22 protein-coding genes and 1 pseudogene are annotated in these 18196 nt (G+C 64.4%); 11 read left to right on the top strand and 12 right to left on the bottom strand.

Going from position 1 to position 18196, the window contains the following annotated elements:
- Positions 1–461: 461 nt before the first annotated feature.
- Genes WBQ44_RS10460 through WBQ44_RS10450 form a run of 3 tightly spaced genes read right to left on the bottom strand, consistent with a single transcriptional unit; the run spans position 462 to position 2455 of the window.
- Entirely contained in the window at positions 462–1457 is a 996-nt protein-coding gene (locus WBQ44_RS10460; RefSeq protein WP_495566621.1) for a pirin family protein, read from the bottom strand.
- Complete coding sequence (locus WBQ44_RS10455) at positions 1454–1927, bottom strand: carboxymuconolactone decarboxylase family protein (RefSeq protein WP_495566620.1); 474 nt, start codon at positions 1925–1927, stop codon at positions 1454–1456. The genes WBQ44_RS10460 and WBQ44_RS10455 overlap by 4 nt, the downstream gene beginning before the upstream one ends.
- A gap of 51 nt (positions 1928–1978) precedes the next feature.
- A complete protein-coding gene (locus WBQ44_RS10450) occupies positions 1979–2455 on the bottom strand; it encodes a MarR family winged helix-turn-helix transcriptional regulator (protein WP_495566619.1) in 477 nt (158 codons plus the stop codon).
- A gap of 173 nt (positions 2456–2628) precedes the next feature.
- On the opposite strand from WBQ44_RS10450, the gene WBQ44_RS10445 reads away from it, so the two are divergent.
- The 3 genes from WBQ44_RS10445 to WBQ44_RS10435 all read left to right on the top strand — a co-directional run bounded on the left by WBQ44_RS10445 (position 2629) and on the right by WBQ44_RS10435 (position 4410).
- Entirely contained in the window at positions 2629–2937 is a 309-nt protein-coding gene (locus WBQ44_RS10445; RefSeq protein ID WP_495566618.1) for a GNAT family N-acetyltransferase, read from the top strand.
- 170 nt (positions 2938–3107) lie between these two features.
- Positions 3108–4037 carry a class A beta-lactamase gene (bla, locus tag WBQ44_RS10440; RefSeq protein WP_495566617.1) on the top strand — a complete coding sequence of 310 codons (930 nt, stop codon included), beginning with the start codon at positions 3108–3110 and terminating at the stop codon, positions 4035–4037.
- A 61-nt stretch (positions 4038–4098) separates the two neighbouring features.
- Positions 4099–4410 carry a hypothetical protein gene (locus WBQ44_RS10435; RefSeq protein WP_495566616.1) on the top strand — a complete coding sequence of 104 codons (312 nt, stop codon included), beginning with the start codon at positions 4099–4101 and terminating at the stop codon, positions 4408–4410.
- A 12-nt stretch (positions 4411–4422) separates the two neighbouring features.
- On the opposite strand, the gene WBQ44_RS10430 is transcribed toward WBQ44_RS10435, so the two are convergent.
- Positions 4423–5448 (bottom strand): DUF368 domain-containing protein, encoded by a 1026-nt coding sequence (locus WBQ44_RS10430; protein WP_495566615.1) that lies wholly within the window; start codon positions 5446–5448, stop codon positions 4423–4425.
- A gap of 278 nt (positions 5449–5726) precedes the next feature.
- Between WBQ44_RS10430 and bioB the strand changes: the two genes are divergently transcribed.
- The 6 genes and pseudogenes from bioB (at position 5727) to WBQ44_RS10400 (ending at position 10804) form a co-directional block, all read left to right on the top strand.
- On the top strand, positions 5727–6740 hold the full coding sequence (gene bioB / locus WBQ44_RS10425) for a biotin synthase BioB (protein WP_495566614.1): 1014 nt from the start codon (positions 5727–5729) through the stop codon (positions 6738–6740).
- A 14-nt stretch (positions 6741–6754) separates the two neighbouring features.
- Positions 6755–6880: pseudogene (gene bsaP / locus WBQ44_RS10420) on the top strand (biotin synthase auxiliary protein BsaP); the annotation flags it as partial.
- Positions 6877–8172, top strand: coding sequence for an adenosylmethionine--8-amino-7-oxononanoate transaminase (locus WBQ44_RS10415; protein ID WP_495566613.1), 1296 nt, complete (start codon positions 6877–6879; stop codon positions 8170–8172). The pseudogene bsaP and the gene WBQ44_RS10415, both read left to right, overlap by 4 nt.
- Positions 8173–8175: 3 nt before the next feature.
- Positions 8176–9327: an 8-amino-7-oxononanoate synthase gene (locus WBQ44_RS10410; protein WP_495566612.1), complete on the top strand. Its 1152-nt coding sequence runs from the start codon at positions 8176–8178 to the stop codon at positions 9325–9327.
- The gene (bioD, locus tag WBQ44_RS10405) at positions 9324–10007 is read left to right on the top strand and encodes a dethiobiotin synthase (protein ID WP_495566611.1); all 684 of its coding nucleotides are present in this window, start codon (positions 9324–9326) and stop codon (positions 10005–10007) included. Before WBQ44_RS10410 ends, bioD begins: the two co-directional genes overlap by 4 nt.
- A 176-nt stretch (positions 10008–10183) precedes the next feature.
- Positions 10184–10804 (top strand): YdeI/OmpD-associated family protein, encoded by a 621-nt coding sequence (locus WBQ44_RS10400; protein ID WP_495566610.1) that lies wholly within the window; start codon positions 10184–10186, stop codon positions 10802–10804.
- Positions 10805–10867: 63 nt separating this feature from the next.
- On the opposite strand, the gene WBQ44_RS10395 is transcribed toward WBQ44_RS10400, so the two are convergent.
- Both WBQ44_RS10395 and WBQ44_RS10390 read right to left on the bottom strand, forming a co-directional pair.
- Positions 10868–11023 (bottom strand): hypothetical protein, encoded by a 156-nt coding sequence (locus WBQ44_RS10395; protein ID WP_495566609.1) that lies wholly within the window; start codon positions 11021–11023, stop codon positions 10868–10870.
- Between the two features lie 76 nt (positions 11024–11099).
- On the bottom strand, positions 11100–12281 hold the full coding sequence (locus WBQ44_RS10390) for a methyltransferase (protein WP_495566608.1): 1182 nt from the start codon (positions 12279–12281) through the stop codon (positions 11100–11102).
- Positions 12282–12427: 146 nt separating this feature from the next.
- Between WBQ44_RS10390 and WBQ44_RS10385 the strand changes: the two genes are divergently transcribed.
- Positions 12428–13018: a hypothetical protein gene (locus tag WBQ44_RS10385; RefSeq protein WP_495566607.1), complete on the top strand. Its 591-nt coding sequence runs from the start codon at positions 12428–12430 to the stop codon at positions 13016–13018.
- A gap of 29 nt (positions 13019–13047) precedes the next feature.
- Here WBQ44_RS10385 and WBQ44_RS10380 read toward each other — a convergent pair whose 3' ends face one another.
- The 5 genes from WBQ44_RS10380 to WBQ44_RS10360 form a co-directional block, all read right to left on the bottom strand.
- Positions 13048–13851, bottom strand: a complete 804-nt coding sequence (locus WBQ44_RS10380) for an ABC transporter ATP-binding protein (protein WP_495566606.1) — start codon at positions 13849–13851, stop codon at positions 13048–13050.
- On the bottom strand, positions 13848–14816 hold the full coding sequence (locus WBQ44_RS10375; RefSeq protein WP_495566622.1) for a FecCD family ABC transporter permease: 969 nt from the start codon (positions 14814–14816) through the stop codon (positions 13848–13850). Before WBQ44_RS10375 ends, WBQ44_RS10380 begins: the two co-directional genes overlap by 4 nt.
- A gap of 95 nt (positions 14817–14911) precedes the next feature.
- Positions 14912–15958, bottom strand: a complete 1047-nt coding sequence (locus WBQ44_RS10370; RefSeq protein WP_495566605.1) for an ABC transporter substrate-binding protein — start codon at positions 15956–15958, stop codon at positions 14912–14914.
- A 162-nt stretch (positions 15959–16120) separates the two neighbouring features.
- A complete protein-coding gene (wrbA, locus tag WBQ44_RS10365; protein ID WP_495566604.1) occupies positions 16121–16720 on the bottom strand; it encodes an NAD(P)H:quinone oxidoreductase in 600 nt (199 codons plus the stop codon).
- A 51-nt stretch (positions 16721–16771) separates the two neighbouring features.
- A complete protein-coding gene (locus WBQ44_RS10360) occupies positions 16772–17278 on the bottom strand; it encodes a VOC family protein (RefSeq protein WP_495566603.1) in 507 nt (168 codons plus the stop codon).
- Positions 17279–17396: 118 nt separating this feature from the next.
- Here WBQ44_RS10360 and WBQ44_RS10355 point away from each other — a divergent pair, with 118 nt between their 5' ends.
- The gene (locus WBQ44_RS10355; protein WP_495566602.1) at positions 17397–17903 is read left to right on the top strand and encodes a MarR family winged helix-turn-helix transcriptional regulator; all 507 of its coding nucleotides are present in this window, start codon (positions 17397–17399) and stop codon (positions 17901–17903) included.
- A 70-nt stretch (positions 17904–17973) separates the two neighbouring features.
- On the opposite strand, the gene WBQ44_RS10350 is transcribed toward WBQ44_RS10355, so the two are convergent.
- On the bottom strand, positions 17974–18196 hold a 223-nt coding region (locus WBQ44_RS10350), incomplete at its 5' end, for a hypothetical protein (protein WP_495566601.1).

Genomic DNA, 18196 nt, shown 5'->3' with positions numbered 1-18196 from the left:
ACCCAGCACCCTGCGCCTCGCCAAGAGGCCGCGCCACAACCGCTGCACATACTGAGCTGCCCAGGCGTTCGTCAATACATCTTGACGGTGCGGTAACTGTCGTTCATGGTCGGACAACAGCCAGAAGAGCGCTTGTTTCGTGTTCTACGGCTCGGCCACAGCGCGTTGAACGTCAACCCTTCATCACCGGCTCGCAGGAAGCGTGCGGACTTGATATCGACGGAGATGAAGTGGCCCGGTCCCACGGGCGTGAGAACGCCGTCGATTACCACCCACCTATGCCCTCGGCAACGACGGCGTAGACGTCTTGGTCGCGGTCGTCGACATGATGGCGAGGCACTGCTTCCGCACGGACCGATCACTTCGATCTCGAAGTAATCCCCGCGGCCGGTGTGGCGGGTCGGTCGCGGCGGGGAAATGATCCTGACGCTGGCTGTTGCGACGAGTAAGCGAACGACGTTTCATTCGCGGGGGCGCAACCGCGCATTGGGGAGGGGTGGCGCAGGTAGGGGCGCGGGCTGGTCCGCGGGGTAGGGCCCGAACAGGTCGGGCGAGTCTGCGTCCTTCGGATCGGTGGATTCGAAGCCAAGTTCGGCCTGGTAGCGACGACGGAATTCGGCTATTTCGTCGTGGTCCCGCCCCACGAAGTTCCACCACATCACGATCTGCTCGCCCAAGGGGACGCCTCCGAGGAGGATGACTCGAGCACCACCGTTGCCTGCGGTAATGACGAGTGTGTCGGACCCGGGAGGGATGTAGGCCAGTGATCGGTGCTCGACGGTGGTCGAGTTGACCGTCACCTGGTTGCTCTCGGCGAGCACAGCGTGCTCGAAGTCGGATCGGACATTCAGCTGCACAGACGCGCCGGGGTCGAGGATCAGCTCGGCCCCGAGCAGGCCGGGGGTGCGAGTGTCGACCGGTGATGCGGAGCCGAGCGACTCGCCGATGAAGACGCGTGCCGTCGCGCCGGGGATTTGCACTGCCTCGGGCGCGTAGTGAGCGAATTCGTGCTCACCGAAACGGGTTTCGCGTGGGAGTGCGTACCAGAGCTGCACGCCGTGGAGGGTTGTGCTCTGCGGGGCGCTGATTTCCTGATGTGTAATGCCTCGGCCCGCGATCATGAGATTGAGCTCGCCTGGTATCACCGAGGCCGCGTTGCCACCGGAATCGAGGTGCTCGACCCGTCCGCTGAACAACCAGGACACCGTCGCGAGGCCCGTGTGGGGATGGCGCGGAACTTGCATGCCACCGCTTGTGTCGACGTCGTCGGGACCGTAGTGATCGAGGAAGCACCAGGCGCCCACCAGCGACCGTTCACGTTGCGGGAGTGTGCGATACACGGTCATCGCGCGTGGTCCGCCGAGGGGAACCGGACGCGGCTCGAGGGTCTCGACAGCAACGCACGGCTGGCCGGGGACCAACACGTTCAGGTCGGGGTGTCGGTCGAGGTTGGTCATGGCAGGAGTTTCCCTTCGCCATCGCGGGGTCGCACGGGGTGCCCACTGAGGATGGAAACGCGGTTGAATGCGTTGATCGCGACTGCCACCCACTCGGCCGCCACGAACGTGTCGTCGCCGAGGACGGTTCGGGCGCCGGACAGGTCCGCTATGGACTCCTCGGTGAGCGGGAGTACCGTGGCCGCTTCGGCGACCGCGAGGACCGCTCTTTCGCGTTCGTCGAACACGCCGGTCTCGCGCCAGGCCGGCAGCAAATCCAGCTTCTGCTGTTCGAGCCCGGCCTTGCGTGCCTCGCGCGAATGTAAGTCGAGGCAGTACGCGCAGCCGTTGAGCTGTGATGCGCGTAATTTGATCAGCTCCGACTCGTGCGGCGTGAGGCCTCGACTCACCGTCGCGTCCCGTATCCCCGTCGAGAATGCTCCCGCAGATTTCCAGGCCTCGGGCATCACCTTGTCCAAATGTGGACGCATAACTCCTCTTCCGGGTAAGGGTCTGGATCGACTTGGCTCATTGTCGATCGCTCATTGTCGATCGTCGAGTCCGAGATGGTGCCGCATGGTTGTAGTAATCTCACTCAGCTGGGCGAGCTGTTGCGGTGTGAACGCGTCGACGAAGAGTTCTTTGATCGCGCGAAAGTGGGGGACGGTGCTCGTGCGAAACGCGCGTTCACCCTCGTCCGAGAGGACGACCCGTGATCCGCGGGCGTCCTCCTCGCAGGACTCACGGCGCACCAGTCCGCGCTTGTCCATGCGGCCCAACTGTCCGGACAGGCGGCTGCGTTCCCACTCGATCCGGGCAGCGAGTTCCGAGGAGCGCAGCGCCTTCCCGTCCGCCTCGCTGAGAGCGAGCAGCACCTTGTAGTCCCCGGTCGAGAGCTGTGTGTCCTGTTGTAGACGGGATTCGACGCGAGCGCGGACGGCGTCGAACGTTTCGACGTACGCGCGCCAGACGGCGAGTTCGTCGCTGACCGGGAGCTGTCGACGCGTCGCGTTGCTCAAGCGAGTCTCCTCGGTAGTTGACGTGTGAATCGTATGGATAGATGATTCAAGCGTCAACTAGAAGCATGTTCACGGATCGAGAGGCCAGTCGGATGAGCCGAGAATTCAGGGACAAGAGGGGTGCACCCGTCACCGTCGCCCTCGAACCCGCCGCACCGGTCAGTGCATATACCGTGAGCGTCGACGGTGAGCGCGCCGGGCGAGCCGACTTTATCGACGCCGCGAAAGGAAAGAACGAGCGGATCTTTTTCCACACCGAGGTGGACGAGCAATTCGGCGGACGCGGTCTTGCGGGGCTGCTGGTGCGCGAGGCCCTCGCCGACAGTATTCGTGAGAATCTCGTCGTCGTCCCCGTGTGCCCGCTCTTTGCCAGCCACCTGGAAAAGCACGGCGACGAATTCCTCGCCGGTGGTGGCGCATTCCGCAAGCCCAGCTCCGATGACATCGCCCTCGTAAGGCTTGCAGCACAACCGAACTCGTGATGTGGCCGGGCGCCCCGTCAGGATCGACGTGCAGACGGCGGGAAGCCGCGAAACACACCGTCTTCGTCTGCGCTGTCGGCAAAGGAAGCTAGCAGTATCGCCAACCGGTATCGCGCAGCACATCCTGGCGACTTGGCTGACCGGCCGCACCACGTGATTCGGTTCGAGCTATGAACCATCCCATTACTCGCCGGCAAGCACTACTCGGAACTCTCGCGGTGGGAACCGCAGCACTCGTGGGATGCGGACGGACCGACTCTCAGCCCACGCAGGCGTCTGCGCGGCCAGCACTCTCACCCATGGATCTGAGTGCGGACATCGAGTCGTTGGAGCAGCGTCACGGCGCGCGAATCGGAATGTGGGCGTCCGACCTGGCAACGGGCAAGTCAGCGACGTACCGCTCCGGTGAATCGTTCGCGATGTGCTCGACGTTCAAGCCGTACGCTGTCGCTGCCGCGCTCCGGCTGGCATCGGGTGCAACGCTCGATCTCGCGGAGGCTGTTCCCGTCGCCGCCGAGGACGTCGTCGTCAACTCACCTGTTCTCAGCCGTATGGTCGGTGGCTCGATCACTCTGTTGCAGGCGTGCGAGGCCGCACTTACCGAAAGCGACAACACCGCTGGGAACATTGTTCTCCGAGCGATCGGCGGTCCTGCGGCGGTCACATCCTTCGCGCGTACCGTAGGCGACCACCGCTCCAGACTCGACAGGTGGGAGCCCGAATTGAACGACGCGGAACCCGGCGATCCACGTGACGCCACATCACCCGAAGCGTTGGCGGCCGGCTACAACACAATTCTTGTCGGTGATGCGCTCGAGAGAGCCGAACGCGATCGCCTTACTGGTTGGATGCGCGCCACGCGAACATCCGACAAGCGATTCAGAGCAGCGTTGCCTCAGGGTTGGACCAGCGCAGACAAGACCGGAGCCGGCAGCTACGGGTCCACCAACGACGCCGGACTCGTCCTCGGACCGCGGGGAGAGCGAACTCTCCTCACGATCATGACGCGGTCGGGTGACGACCGACGTGACGCGGCACCGTTCAACGACGCCATTGCCGACACTGTCCGAATCGTGTTGACCGCATTCGGCCGCAGATGATCGAGCCTTTTGGTCTGCTTCGGGGAGCTACCACAACAACGCACTCCGGGTGGTGTGTGGCGTGGGGGCCCGACGCGCATTGCCGACCGGTCGCCGGGTGATCATCGCGGTGCTGATGGTGGCAGCACTCCTGGTCGGTACGGCTCTGGTGTTGGTCGCAGTGGCGACCGAGGCGGTGGTTGCCCGCAGACGGCCGTCGTTGCGGAATTCGTTGAGCGTCCGGCTTCTACTGGGGATTGTGCTGGCGGTGGTGATCCCGACCTTGATCGCGTTGCCGCACCTGGTGGACAACCCGCGTCTGTGGATCTACTTCGTGCCCGCAATGTGTACAGGCGTGTGTCCGTTCGTACCGTGGTGGATCGCGGCTAGATAAGCCCACCCGTTCTCATTGCGGTTCGCTCTTTCGTTCAGGGCTACGCGTATTCGCCAGTCGGCGCTGAGCGATGGCGACCACGGCCACAACCGCAACTCCGACGGCGAACAATCCCAGGGCAGCAGCCCATTCGTTGCCGACGGCCAGCAACTCGCGATTGTCACCCTGCCACGGCCACAGTGCGCGCAACGATCCCAACAGCAGACCGGCGGCGGCGACCATCGTCAGATCGTGGTAGTTCGTCAGCAACCGCTCGAGCACTCGAACGAAGCTGACCAAGCCCACAAGAGCGCCCAGGGCGAACACGGCCAAGTACGTCAGGTTCCGGTCGTCAACGGCCGTAAGCGTCGGCGCGTACAGCCCGATGACGAGCAGGAAGAACGACCCCGAGACACCGGGCAGCACAAGCGCGCACACTGCGATCGTCGCGGCAAAAAAGACCAGAATCATCGACGGATTCGACGCCTCGCCCCCGGGCAACGACGTGAGAACGACAACCCCGCCGGCGAAAACGACGAACAGCACCACTGCAGACAGTCGGGACCGAGTGGTGGGGAAATCGCCTCGACTGATCTCCATGAACGGGATCGCCACCGACATCGCGATCATGCCCATGAACAGCGCCTTGGAGTAGACGGGCTGATCGGTGACGAAATCCGCCATTATCCCCGCCACCGAGAACACCATCAGTAACATGCCGACGCCGACCGTGACGAGCAGCCACCAATCCACCTGACGGACCTCGGCGCGCGCGTCCGACCGCGTTACCACGGCCTTCGGAATGTCCGTCAGATGCTTCGCCGACGCGATGGCACGAGTGTAAATGCCGGTGATCAGGGCGACCGTGCCTCCCGAAACCCCGGGAACCGTCTCCGCCAGCCCGATCAGGCCACCGCGAACGACATTGGTTGCCAACTCCGTCGCCGGCGGGCGACCCTGCGCAACCTGATCCATCGGGGGTCGCTCCCGCTCGTTGATCCCGGGTCGCTCCCGCTGGGTGTCCGCACGGGCGGAGGGCGTCTGCCGGTTCGTCGTCATGCTCGAAATCGTACAAATACTTGTTGCCGTCCGTCACCTGCTCGTTCGACTCGGGTACGACCCTTCCGGCGGGCCCGTACCTCGAGCCGCATCCACGGCTGACTCAGACGCGGCGGCATACGATTTCGAACGCCGTGCCGTGCCGTGCCGAGCACAAACGGCGCGGGTGCGACACGAGGCGGCGACACAGGACGGAACTTTGACACTGCGCAGCCAGTCCAATAGCTTGAACAACGTTCAACTTGAACAGCGTTCAAATCTAGCTACTGGGAGGGCATGTGCCGCACGGATCGAATCACGCCGACGTACTCGTCACCGCGCGGGAGCAGGTGCTGGTGGGCGGTGCCGGGCTCGACCGAGAGCAGATCCTCGCCGTACTTCGCCTCCCGGACGAGCGACTCGACGAGCTACTCGCCCTGGCGCACGAGGTGCGTATGACGTGGTGTGGCCCGGAGGTGGAGGTAGAGGGCATCGTCAGCTTGAAGACGGGCGGCTGCCCCGAGGATTGTCATTTCTGCTCACAGTCGGGCCTGTTCGAATCGCCGGTTCGTGCTGCTCGCCTGGACATCCCGAGCTTGGTCGAAGCCGCGAAGCAGACGGCCAAGACCGGAGCGACGGAATTCTGCATCGTGGCGGCGGTGCGCGGTCCCGACGAGCGTCTTCTCGCACAGGTGGCTGCTGGGATCGAAGCGATCCGCACCGAGGTTGAGATCGACATCGCCTGCTCGCTGGGAATGTTGACACAGGAGCAGGTCGACCAACTGGTCGCGATGGGCGTTCACCGGTACAACCACAATCTCGAGACCGCGAGGTCCTACTTCCCGAATGTCGTTACCACCCATACGTGGGAGGAGCGCTGGAGCACGCTCCGCATGGTCCGTGACGCCGGTATGGAAGTGTGCTGCGGCGGCATCCTGGGGATGGGGGAGACGCTCGAGCAGCGCGCTGAGTTCGCCTCCGACCTGGCCGGCCTCGAGCCCGACGAGGTACCGCTCAATTTCCTCAACCCTCGGCCGGGAACACCGTTCGGCGATCTCGACGTTCTGCCCGCGTCCGAGGCTCTTCGCGCGATCGCGGCGTTCCGCTTGGCACTGCCGCGAACAATTCTGCGTTTCGCCGGTGGACGCGAGATCACCCTCGGCGATCTGGGCGCGAAACGGGGCATCCTCGGAGGGATCAATGCGGTCATAGTGGGCAACTACCTCACCACCCTAGGGCGCCCGGCCGAAAACGATCTCGACCTGCTCGACTCGCTCAGCATGCCCATCAAGGCCCTGAACTCGACCATTTGATGAATACGGCAACGCTGGAGCCGCCACGAATTTGCGCCGTGTGCGGCCGAAGGATGATCGTTCAGGTACTGCCGCACAGCTGGACTGCGCGTTGCTCACGTCATGGGACGATCGACTCGGCTGCATCGGGACGACGATGACGGCCGCGCCTTTCGATATCGGGTACTCCGACATTTCTCGACTGGACGCAAAGCACGTCTGGCACCCCTACGGCGGATTTCCGGCCTCGACGGCGCCCTTGATAGTCGTCAGTGCAGAGGGGGTGCGGCTCAGGCTCTCGGACGGACATGAACTGGTGGACGGCATGAGTTCGTGGTGGGCGGCGGTGCACGGCTACCGCCACCCGGTTCTCGACGCGGCGGCGCGCGATCAGCTGGGCCTTATGAGTCACGTGATGTTCGGGGGCCTGACGCACGAACCGGCCGTGCGCCTCGCCGAACTCCTGGTGTCCATAACTCCCGACGGGCTCGACACGGTGTTCTTCGCCGACTCGGGTTCGGTGTCGGTCGAGGTGGCCGTCAAGATGTGCATTCAATACTGGAGGGCCCGTGGGCAGACACAGAAAACCAGATTGATGACATGGCGGGGTGGCTACCACGGCGACACCGTCACACCGATGAGCATCTGTGACCCCGATGGGGGAATGCACTCACTGTGGACGGGTGTTCTACCGCAGCAAGTATTTTCGCCTGCGCCACCCAGAGAATTCGACGCCTCCGCTGTTGCCGAGTTCGAAGAAATTCTCACCCGTCATCGAGACGAGCTGGCCGCAATCGTCGTCGAACCCATCGTTCAGGGCGCGGGCGGGATGCGATTCCACGACGCGCGTTACCTGACCGAACTGCGACGGATGGCCGACGAGAACGGCGTACTTCTCGTATTCGACGAGATCGCAACGGGTTTCGGCCGTACCGGAAAGCTGTTCGCGGCCGACGATGCCGGCGTCACTCCCGACATCATGTGCGTCGGAAAGGCATTGACCGGCGGATACATGACTCTTGCCGCGACGCTGTGCACCGCCGAGCTCGCTACTGTCATCAGCGGCGGCGAAGGCGGCGGTCTGATGCACGGCCCGACTTTCATGGGCAACCCGCTGGCATGCGCGGTTGCGCTCGCGTCGGTCGAGCTGTTGCTCGCGCGTGATTGGGAGGGTGAGGTCGCCGCACTCGAAGCCGGTTTGCTCGACGGGCTCGCCGGGGTCGAGGAACTACCGGGCGTCGCCGACGTGCGTGTCCTGGGTGGAATCGGCGTCGTCGAGATGCACGAGCCGGTAAATATGCAGCGCGCCACGGACGCCGCGGTGCGCAGCGGCGTCTGGCTGCGGCCGTTCGGAAAGCTCGTGTACGCCATGCCGCCGTACGTGTGCACCGCCGGCGACGTCGCAGCGATCTGCGGCGCCATGCGTGCAGTGGCCTCGTCGACGGGACTGTGAGCTGTGCTCGAGCATGGCTACCGCGCGGGGGCACTCGACTGGTTGGCGGACGCCCTGAAAGACAGGCGAAGCCGCGACCTACACCGGATTCTCCGTCCGCGACGCGCCACCGACCACGTTCTCAACCTCGCGTCCAACGACTACCTGGGCTTGGTGAAACACCCTGCCGTGCTGCACGCTGCGTGCGATGCGGTGCGTACTTTCGGTGCAGGATCGACCGGTTCTCGATTGGTGACCGGCACAACGGTATTGCACAACCAGCTCGAGGATGACCTCGCGCAATTCGTCGGTGCTGAATCGGCGCTGGTGTTCTCCTCGGGGTACATGGCCAACCTCGCCGTCGTCACCGCCCTGTCTGGTCGAGACGCCGTAATTCTGTCCGATTCGGCATCGCACGCCTCCCTGATCGACGCCTGCAGGTTGTCGAGAGCGCGCATCGAGATCTTCGACCGAACGGATCTGGCACATGTCGAGCGGGTGCTCGCCCGACGGCCGGAGAGACGGGCCCTCGTCGTCACGGATTCGGTGTTCAGCGCCGACGGCGCGATCGCGCCGCTGCGGGCGCTGCACGATGTGTGCGAGCGCTATTCGGCGGTGCTACTCGTCGACGAGGCGCACGGTGTCGGCGTGCGCGGCGCGGGTGGCCGGGGTCTTGTTCACGAGGTGGGACTGAGTGGTGCGCCGGGCGTCGTCATTACGGCGACATTGTCGAAATCGTTCGCGTCGCAGGGTGGCGTCGTCCTCGGTCCTGGTGCCGTCAAGGATCACATGATCGACGTTGCGAGGCCGTTCATCTTCGATACCGGCCTGGCCCCTTCGTCAGTCGCGGCGGCATCGGCTGCGCTGAAAGTGCTTCGAGAAGAACCGGAACGAGTGGTAGCGGTACGCGAACACGCTTCTCGACTCGCGGCGATCGTCGGCGCCGACGTTCCCGAATCGGCCGTCGTGTCCGTTGTCCTCGGTGACCCCGAATCAGCTGTTCGCGCGGCGCAGGAGGCGTTCGCGAGAAATGTCCATGTCGGGTGCTTCCGCCCGCCGTCCGTACCCGAGGGGACGTCGCGGCTGCGTCTGACGGCACGGGCCACGCTGACGGAAGATGAACTGCAGCTGGCCGAGACCGTGCTGGAGCCTGTACTTGCAAGGGCAAGGACATGACCGTGCTTCTGATCAGCGGAACATCGACCGATGTCGGCAAAACTGTTGTGACAGCAGCCATCGCAGCGACGGCTCGGGCAGCGGGTAGGAGCGTCGCGGTGTGCAAACCCGCCCAGACCGGTGTGTCGGTCACCGGGCCGGGCGACTTGGCGGAGGTCGAGCGCTTGACCGGCATAGATCGGCTGTTCGAGTTCGCGCGCTACCCCGACCCGCTCGCCCCGAACGTCGCTGCGCGTCGCGCGAGGTTACCAGAACTCGTTCTGAGTGACGTCGTCGCGTCGATAGGCAGGATCGACGACGAAGTCGTGCTCGTGGAGGGCGCTGGGGGATTGCTCGTGCGGTTCGGCGCCTTCACGCTGCTCGATGTTGCGCGCAGCCTCGGAGCCCCGGTTGTGGTGGTGTGCAATGCAGGCCTCGGAACGCTCAACCACACCGAACTCACGACGTCGGCCCTGGCCGCAGGTGGTGTTCGTTGCGCAGGACTGGTCATCGGGTCGTGGCCGTCGACACCGGATCTGGCCGCCCGAACGAATCTGTCGGAACTACCCGTCGTCACCGGATGCAGGTTGCTCGGGCGGGTACCCGAGGGGGCGGGATCGCTTGCACGCGAGATGTTCGTCGCAGCAGCGCCCTCTTGGTTCGGTCGCGATGTCGCCGAGCGGTTGTTTGCAATCGGCTGATATCTGTTCATTACAGCTGGAGTAGGAACTATCGCGGACACCAGATGTCCTAGATCGATGGCAACCTGGTCACGGAAGAAGTATTCGTGTTCAGGTTGGCCGTGGGGACGTGCTCCCTGCGCAGGCTCCTCGTCTGTCTGGACACGTATCCGTTCCCCTCTGAGCTTGGAGACAAAGTGAACGATCCGAAATCGTCGTTACCGGCTTCCGTTCATCCCTCAACGTGGAAGTTCGACTACCCGATCATGCACGCCGAGACCCGAGAACAGTGGCGAAAGTGGTTGGTGGACAATCACACGTCAGCTCGAGGTGTGTGGTTGTGCTCCTGGCGCACCACCACCAGCCGACCACGCTGCCCATACCCGCAGGCCGTCAAGGAAGCAATCTGCTTTGGTTGGATCGACTCCACCAACACCATCCTCGACGAAGAGCGCGGTGTGCAGCTGTACACGCCGCGTAAACCCAAAAGTTCCTGGACCCGACTCAACCGCCAACGCGCAGCCGAGATGGAGGCGCGTGGCCTCATGACCGCTGCTGGCCGCCGTGCCATCGACGCTGCGGAATCCACCGGTTGGTGGACTATTCTCGACCAAGTCGAAGACCTCGAGGAACCACTCGATTTGCGGGCGGCGCTGGACGGGGACCCGCAAGCTCCAAGCAACTGGGACAGTTTTCCACCCAGCACCCGCAAACAGATGCTGTGGTGGATCGTCAGTGCCGCTCGAGACGCAACACGGGCAAGCCGAATCGCCCAAATCGTCGACAAAGCGGCCATCGGTCAACGTGCCCGCGGCTGATTCGCGATCCGACCGCGTCCGATCTTCTGCAGACGTGAGCGTGTAGCGATCCGCCGGTCGGTTTCAGCTCTCCGGTTCGTCGCCGCTCGGAGGGTGGGGCACGTTCTCCTCGTCGACACGCGCACCTTCTACTGCGTCGGCGTCAGTGGCGCCCTCCCGTGGACCGTCGTTGCTCCCATGGGATGGGACTACGGCATCGGCGTCACTGGGCATCGTCATGAAAGCTCCTGTAGATCCGGGCGACGGCCGCCGCTGATTGTGATGACCTCGCCGGAGTGCCCCGCCGCGCCAAAAATTACACTCGCGGCCCGGTGTCCACTGGCTTTCTCGCAGGGGCGAGGCGCCACAGCGACGTCGTCTCGCGCGAGCGGGCCGAGTGGAACAGATCTTCGGTGTCGCGCGCGCGAGGATGCGTCGGCGCCGTGTCGGTGCGGCCGAGCACTTCGAGACCCGCCCGGTCGATCGCGGCGAGCAGATCTTCGCGTGTGGCGAGCCCGAGAAGCTCCGCCAAGTCGGAGATCACCAGCCAGGCCTCACCGGCGGGTTCGAGGTGCTTGCCGAGACGGTCGAGGAAGGCGCGGAGCATCCGGCTGCCGGGGTCGTAGATGGCATGTTCGATACCCGACGTCGGCTTGGTCGGTATCCAGGGCGGGTTGCACACCACGAGCGACGCGCGGCCGGCCGGGAAGACGTCCGTGAGCTGGATTTCGACTCTGTCGGCGAAGCCCATCCGTTCGATGTTGCCGGTTGCGCATGCGACGGCGCGGGGGTCGATGTCTGTCGCGACCACGTGCGCGACGCCGCGCTTGGCCAGTACCGCAGCGAGAACGCCTGTGCCCGTTCCGATGTCGAACGCCGTGGTTGTGTTCTCGGGAAGGGGAGTGTCGGCCACGAGTTGTACGTACTCACCGCGTAGCGGCGAAAAGACGCCGAAATGTGGCTCGACGGTGGTGCCCAAAGCCGGAACATGCACTCCCTTACGGCGCCATTCGTGCGCGCCGATGAGGCTGAGCAATTCTCGAAGCGACAGCAACGACGGCTCGGAGGCCGGCCCGTAGACCTCCTCGGCGGCGAGCCTCACGTCGGGCGCTCGGCCGTAATCCAACACGTGGTCCGAGTCGAGTTCGACGAGGAGCATTCCGAGGGTGCGAGCCCGACGGGCCTGATCCTGACGGTGGAGGTGGAAATCCTGCGCGGCAGAAGGCGATGGCTTTCGAGCTCGCGGCTCGGCTCGTCGGGTCATCGCGGTGAGCAGCTGTCGGGCATTGTGGAAGTCGCCCCGCCACAGCAGGTGCTGACCTTCGACTGCGCGCCGGTTGGCGACGTCTGCGGAGATGTCGTCACCGATGATGTGAATTTCTGTCGGCGCGGGAGCGTTGTTTTCGGATCGCCACAGAGCCGATCGTTGCTGCCCGTTCTCGACCCAGTCGACGGTGGTGCCCACTACTGCCCCTTCGGTTTCGTTCGAGTCAATCACAACGTGAGTGTCGTCCCTCTCTCGCTGCATCTCAGCGCTACAAGAGGGTCGTCGATTGGCACCGGACCCGCCGAAGGTGTCAACCTGTACTTCAGGGGGCACCCTGGACGGACCGACACTCACTAGTTCGAAGAACAGGAACCTTCATGCGACCGATCACCAGAGCCGCAGTAATCACCGCGGCGTCTATCCCCTTGGTTCTCGCTGCGCCCGCGACGGCGTTCGCCGCTGATCCCACAGACGTCTCGTACACGTTCTCGGTGGACGGTTCGACGTTGACCAACACCGTCACCAACAACTCCGGTGGTGCGTTGAACTGCACGACCTCGCTCGCTCCCGCTCCCGGTGGGGAACGTCCACCGGTATCCGAGCTCAACGGTCAGTCGTTGTACGAAGGCGGGGAAGTGCCTACCGGCGTGACGTCGCAGTCGGTGACGGAGATCCCCGACGGCACCTACGTCGCTCTCGCGACGTGCGTCGACGTCGACCCGAGTGGTCCGCTGTGGGTGTCGGACTACCCGGGCATCGACGAAGTTCTCGCTCTGTTCCCGAACGAGTCGTTCGCAGTGGGCGAGACTTCGCCGATCATCACCTTTCCCGCCCAGAACGACGCCCCAGCGGCCGGCCGGCAGGCTGTGCCGACCGAGGAGCCTGCGCCGAGCGGCGGGCTGCTGCCGACTCTGCAGGGTATTCTGGCGGACCTGCTGCAGTTGTTCGGAACCGGCAGCGCGAGCTGACGTACTCACCACCATGATGCCGCCGGAGCTCAGGATCGCTGAAGCGCCGGCTCGGGCGATCGAGCAACGGCGCCGGGTTCGAAGCGCACGAACAGTCTTCCACTCGAATCGTCCACGGACACCCGGGCTTTGACATCGTAGACATCTGCGATGAGACGCTCGGTCAGCACATCGACCGGCGTTCCCGCGGCAACAACACGTCCCTGCTTCATCACCAGCAGCTGATCGCAGAACATCGCGGCAAGGTTGAGGTCGTGCAGCGCCACGATGCTCGTGATCGGCAATCGTGCAACCAGCGCGAGGATTTCGAGTTGGTGGTGAATGTCCAGATGGTTCGTCGGTTCGTCGAGGAGTAACTCGCGTGGTTCCTGCGCCAGTGCGCGGGCGATTTGTACTCGCTGGCGTTCGCCTCCGGACAGCATGTGCCATTTGCGATCCGCCTTGTCGGCGAGCCCCGTGTGAGTGAGCGCGCCCTCGACCGCGGCGGCGTCGGCAGCCGGGTCGCCTCCGAAGGTTCCGCGGTGCGGGATGCGGCCGAGGCGGACGACGTCGCGGACGGTGATGTCGATGTCGGTGTCGGCGTGTTGACTCACTACTGCCACGGCGCGAGCGATGTCCCTGCGTCGCAACGATGTCAGGTTTTCGCCGTCGAGTGAGACGACACCCGAGGTCGGTTCGACGCCGCCGCACAGAAGGTGCAGCAGCGACGACTTGCCCGATCCGTTCGGCCCGAGCAAGCCGACCATGTCGCCTGGCCGTGGGTCGAGCGTGACTCCGTCGACCACGAGGGAACCACCGCGATTCCACCGAACCGTATCGGTGCTGAGCGTCATTGGACCGACCTCCTGCGTGCCATGATCACGATGAACGCCGGTACGCCCACCAGGGCGGTACCGACACCGACCGGAAGCGGCGTGGGTGCGAACGCGACCCGGGACACCGCGTCGACCCACACCATGAAGATCGCGCCGATGATGGCGGTGGCTGGTATCAGGCGACTGTGCCTCGCGCCGACCAGGAACCGTGCGGCATGGGGGAGAACCAGCCCGACGAATCCGATTGCGCCGGCGACGCTGACGAGCGTCGCCGTGATCAGTGCGGTGACCATCAGCAGCGCTATGCGAACCTTCTTGACGTCGATACCGAGGGACGACGCGACATCGCTGCCGAAGGAGAATGCGTCGAGCACGAACGCGTAGTGAAAGCACAGCACCGCGCCGACGCCGACCACGGCCGCGCACAGGACGACGTCGTCCCACCTCACTCCTTCGAGTGAGCCGAGAAGCCAGAACATGACGCCGCGGGTTTCGTCCGAGTCTGCGAACGCGAAGATGACGAACGAGGTCAACGCCGAGAACAGCTGGGTGCTGGCAACACCCGCGAGGATGACGCGATCGTTGGTGCCGCCCGAGAGCCGAGCGAGTAGCAGCACGAGACCGAACGCGACGAGGGCGCCGATGAACGCACCACCGGACAGGCCCAGTGCTGCACCTCCGACGCCCAGTACGCCGACCACGACGGCCCCGGTCGAGGCGCCGGACGAAATGCCGAGGACGAACGGGTCGGCCAACGGGTTCCGCAACAACGACTGCATGATCGCACCGCAGATGCCAAGCCCGACACCGCATGCCGCCGCAACGAGTGCCCGCGGAAGGCGCTCCTCCCACACGATCGCGTCCTTGGAAACCCGGACGGGGACATCCGTCAGTCCCAGGTGATTGAGTGCGATATCGCGGACGTTGACGAGCGAGATGTCGGCCGGCCCCAGCGTCATGGCGACGAGTACCGAGACCAGCATCGCGGCGCACCCGGCGACAACCAGCAGTGCGGCTCGGATCCACCGCACCTTCTCGTTGGTGTCGACGGCCTTGCGTTCGTCGACGGCTGTGTTCGTCAGGAGGTCGGCCCCATCTCGCGCAGACCGTCGGACAGCTTCTCCACACCGTCGACGGCGCGGATGGACGGGTTCATTTCGGCGCCGTGCAACGAGACGTAGCGCTTGTCGCGGACGGCGGTCATCGTGCTGGTGACGGGGTCGGATTCGAGGAATGCGATCTTGTCGGCGAGAAGGTCCCCCGGGAACCGATTACGTGCGAGATCGCCGAGAATCAGTACCTCTGGGTCCTTGTCGAGAAGGGTTTCCCATCCGACCGCAGGCCAGTCGTCGACGGTGTCGGAGAAGACGTTGGTGGCACCGACCGTCGTGGCGAGGAGATTGGCCGACCCGAGTCCGCCGGCGACATAGGGGCTCTTGGTGTCGGCGAACCAGAATGCCATCGACGTGCCGGAGTCGTCGAGGCCCTCGGTGGCAGCGTCCATGCGCCCCTGCAGCTCGGCAACGAACTCGGCGCCACGCTCGTTGACGTCGAAGATCGCAGCCAGCTCGGTGATCTCCTGGTAGAGCGCATCCATGGTCAGGGGCGTGGTGCGCTTGTTGCCGCCGTTGACGGAAAGTCCGTTGTCGCAGTCGGTGGGCGAGAGGTAGCTGCCGGTGCCGGTCTCGGTAAACCGTGAGCGCTCGGCGACGCCGCCCTGCTTGAAGTGACGCCCGAAGGATGCGGTGACGAAGTCGGGGTCTGTGTCGAGTACGACCTCGTAGGTCGGTGCATTGTCGGCGAGGCGTGGAATCGCGGAGTTCGCCTCGGCCAGGTTGTCGCGGATCGGGTCGGTCCACGATGCCGTGCCGACCAACTTGTCCTCGAGACCGAGCGACAGCAGAATTTCGGTCGAGTTCTGGTCGAGCGAGACCACCCGCTGGGGCGGTGCGTCGACGGTGACGGCTTGGCCACAGTTGTCGACAGTGAGCGGGTATGTGGTTCCGCCGTCGGTCGCGACCGCTGCTTCCTCGGTCACCACCTCCGACGAGCCGCAGGCAACCAGTGAGGCAGTGGCCACGGTGGCCACGGCCAAGGCGGCAATTCGACTGCTGGTACGACGCACGAGGGATCCTTTTCTGACATCGGAAGTGTTCGGCTTCGTAGCGGCCGCACACCGACGCAGATGTTAACTCAGCGCAGGCTAACCTCTGAAATCCTCGTCAGTCACGACGAAACCCACCCCGGACGACTGCTCGTCGCGGAGTGGGTCGTGAATCAGTCGTCGTTACGCAGCCAGGGCGCTCGCCATCTTCACCACGCGGGTCACCATGTGCTCGAGCGCGGCGCTCGTGGCGTCGTCCAGCTCGTTCTGGTTTTCAGGCCCGGTCACATGGCTGACGCCGTACGGGTTTCCGTCGGCGAACTTCAAGCCGTCGGTGTAACCGGGGGGCACCAGCACGCCACCGAAGTGCATCAGCGAGGTGTACAGCCCGATGAGCGTCGTTTCCTGACCGCCGTGAGCTGTTTGGCTCGAAGTGAACGCGGCGTATGCCTTGTTGGCCAGCTCGCCTCGCGCCCAGTATCCGCCCAGCGAGTCCATGAAGTTCTGGAACGGCCCGGCCGTGGAACCGAAACGAGTGGGGGAGCCGAAGACGACCCCGTCAGCCCAGACGATGTCGTCGCCCGTCGCGGCCGGCAGGTCCTTGGTGGCCTCGTAGTTGGCAGTCCACGCGGGGTTCTCTGCGAACGTGCTGGGGTCACGGGTTTCTGCAACGTGCCGCACGCGTACTTCGGCGCCCGCCGCAGTGGCGGCTTCGGCGAGCTTGTTTGCCATGGTCGTGCCGTGGCCGGTCGAGGAGTAGTAGATGATCGCGATCTTGGTCATCGTGGAGCCTTTCTCGTTCGGATATTTCTTGGTGCGTCGGTCCTATACCTGTTACAGAACGTGATTGCCGTACATCTCACCGAGCGGATCGGCGATGAGCTCGAGACGTGCGCCGTCGGGATCGCGGAAGTACAGCGACACCTCGCTGTGCTCGATCAATTCGACGCCAGCCGCGACCAGCTTCGCGCGTAGGTGTTCCCAGCGCTCCGGCTCGACGCTGATGGCGACGTGGTGCAGGCCGCCGAGGACTTCCTGGTAGGGCTCGACGCCCAGGCCGGGAAAGTCGAAGAACGCCAGCAGATTGCTGTTCCCGATGTCGAAGAAGAAGTGCGACGAACCCGGGTAGTCGCGGTTCTCGATCAGCTCGGTCAAAGGGAATTCGAGCAGGTCCTGGTAGAAGCGCACGGTGCGTTCCACGTCGCTGCTGATCAACGCGGTGTGATGCAACCCCCGCGCCGACGATGCCGGACGCTCGGCGGCGGGCAACAGATACCGCTCCCGAATGCGGACGCGTTCTGCTTCGCCGTGAACGGCCCGATCCTCTTCGCTGGTGCTCATTCGCCCTGCTCCTTCTCGGATCCACCGCTGAATCTGCCGCTGATGGTTGCGTCGTCAACTATATCGAGGGTAGCGCATTTGGTTGCTCTGTCAACTACTCAGTTCTAGGCTTGGGAATATGAACGCACCGCAGGAATTGGAACCGCAGGGCTTAGAACCGCGTTGGCTCGAACCGGACGAACAACAAGCCTGGCGCGCGTACCTCGATGCGACACGTCTGCTGCTTCGAACGCTCGACGATCAATTGACCCGCGATGCCGGAATATCTTTCACCGATTTCGAACTGCTCGTTGTGTTGTCGGAAGCCCCGGAACGACGATTGCGCATGAGCGAACTTGCCGACGCGGTAACCACGACGCGGAGTGGTGTCACCCGCGCGATCAGCCGTCTGGTCGCCGCCGGGTGGGTCGTGCGCGTCAAATACGACGAGGACAAGCGCGGAATGTCTGCGGAACTGACCGACGCGGGTGCGACCAAGCTCGCCTCGGCCAGTCCCGGGCACGTGAACGCCGTCCGCGAGAACATGTTCGATCAGTTGTCCCGTCACGACGTAAAAGTCATCGGCGAGGGCTACCGGCGAATGCGGGATTACATGGCTCCCCGGCGAAGCGGCCGTGAGCGATGACGGGACCTCTACGGTCGTCGGAGAATCAGCCAGCGCCTCCTCGATTACGGAGACCACGGCGGCATGCCGCCTATGTCTTCGGACGCGGAACGAGCGCTTCCCACCGGGCTCGTCGCTCGGCGTCCGTCTGCTCCCACCATGGTGTTCCGCGTTCGCCCAAGGCAACCTTGGCGGCCTGGACGCCCGCCCTGGACTCCGGTGCGCCGCCCGTCGCACGGACGTCTCGTCGCCACGCCATCAAGATCGACCGCAGTTCCGCGCCGCGTTCCTCCGGTATTGCGGGGTCGGTGGCG

Origin of the sequence: Rhodococcus sp. (in: high G+C Gram-positive bacteria) (assembly GCF_049591685.1) — a bacterium.
Classification (GTDB): domain Bacteria; phylum Actinomycetota; class Actinomycetes; order Mycobacteriales; family Mycobacteriaceae; genus Rhodococcoides.
Note: the sequence above shows the minus strand (reverse complement) of the source record. Positions and strands in the feature narration are given on the sequence as shown.

What these genes read in the sequence shown, in the direction of transcription:
- WBQ44_RS10460 (WP_495566621.1), bottom strand. Translation starts at nt 1,457, where the DNA reads ATGACCAACCTCGACCGACACCCCGACCTGAACGTGTTGGTCCCCGGC.
- WBQ44_RS10455 (WP_495566620.1), bottom strand. Translation starts at nt 1,927, where the DNA reads ATGCGTCCACATTTGGACAAGGTGATGCCCGAGGCCTGGAAATCTGCG.
- bla (WP_495566617.1), top strand. Translation starts at nt 3,108, where the DNA reads ATGAACCATCCCATTACTCGCCGGCAAGCACTACTCGGAACTCTCGCG.
- WBQ44_RS10430 (WP_495566615.1), bottom strand. Translation starts at nt 5,448, where the DNA reads ATGACGACGAACCGGCAGACGCCCTCCGCCCGTGCGGACACCCAGCGG.
- WBQ44_RS10415 (WP_495566613.1), top strand. Translation starts at nt 6,877, where the DNA reads ATGACGGCCGCGCCTTTCGATATCGGGTACTCCGACATTTCTCGACTG.
- bioD (WP_495566611.1), top strand. Translation starts at nt 9,324, where the DNA reads ATGACCGTGCTTCTGATCAGCGGAACATCGACCGATGTCGGCAAAACT.
- WBQ44_RS10395 (WP_495566609.1), bottom strand. Translation starts at nt 11,023, where the DNA reads ATGACGATGCCCAGTGACGCCGATGCCGTAGTCCCATCCCATGGGAGC.
- WBQ44_RS10385 (WP_495566607.1), top strand. Translation starts at nt 12,428, where the DNA reads ATGCGACCGATCACCAGAGCCGCAGTAATCACCGCGGCGTCTATCCCC.
- WBQ44_RS10380 (WP_495566606.1), bottom strand. Translation starts at nt 13,851, where the DNA reads ATGACGCTCAGCACCGATACGGTTCGGTGGAATCGCGGTGGTTCCCTC.
- WBQ44_RS10375 (WP_495566622.1), bottom strand. Translation starts at nt 14,816, where the DNA reads ATGCTGGTCTCGGTACTCGTCGCCATGACGCTGGGGCCGGCCGACATC.
- wrbA (WP_495566604.1), bottom strand. Translation starts at nt 16,720, where the DNA reads ATGACCAAGATCGCGATCATCTACTACTCCTCGACCGGCCACGGCACG.
- WBQ44_RS10360 (WP_495566603.1), bottom strand. Translation starts at nt 17,278, where the DNA reads ATGAGCACCAGCGAAGAGGATCGGGCCGTTCACGGCGAAGCAGAACGC.
- WBQ44_RS10355 (WP_495566602.1), top strand. Translation starts at nt 17,397, where the DNA reads ATGAACGCACCGCAGGAATTGGAACCGCAGGGCTTAGAACCGCGTTGG.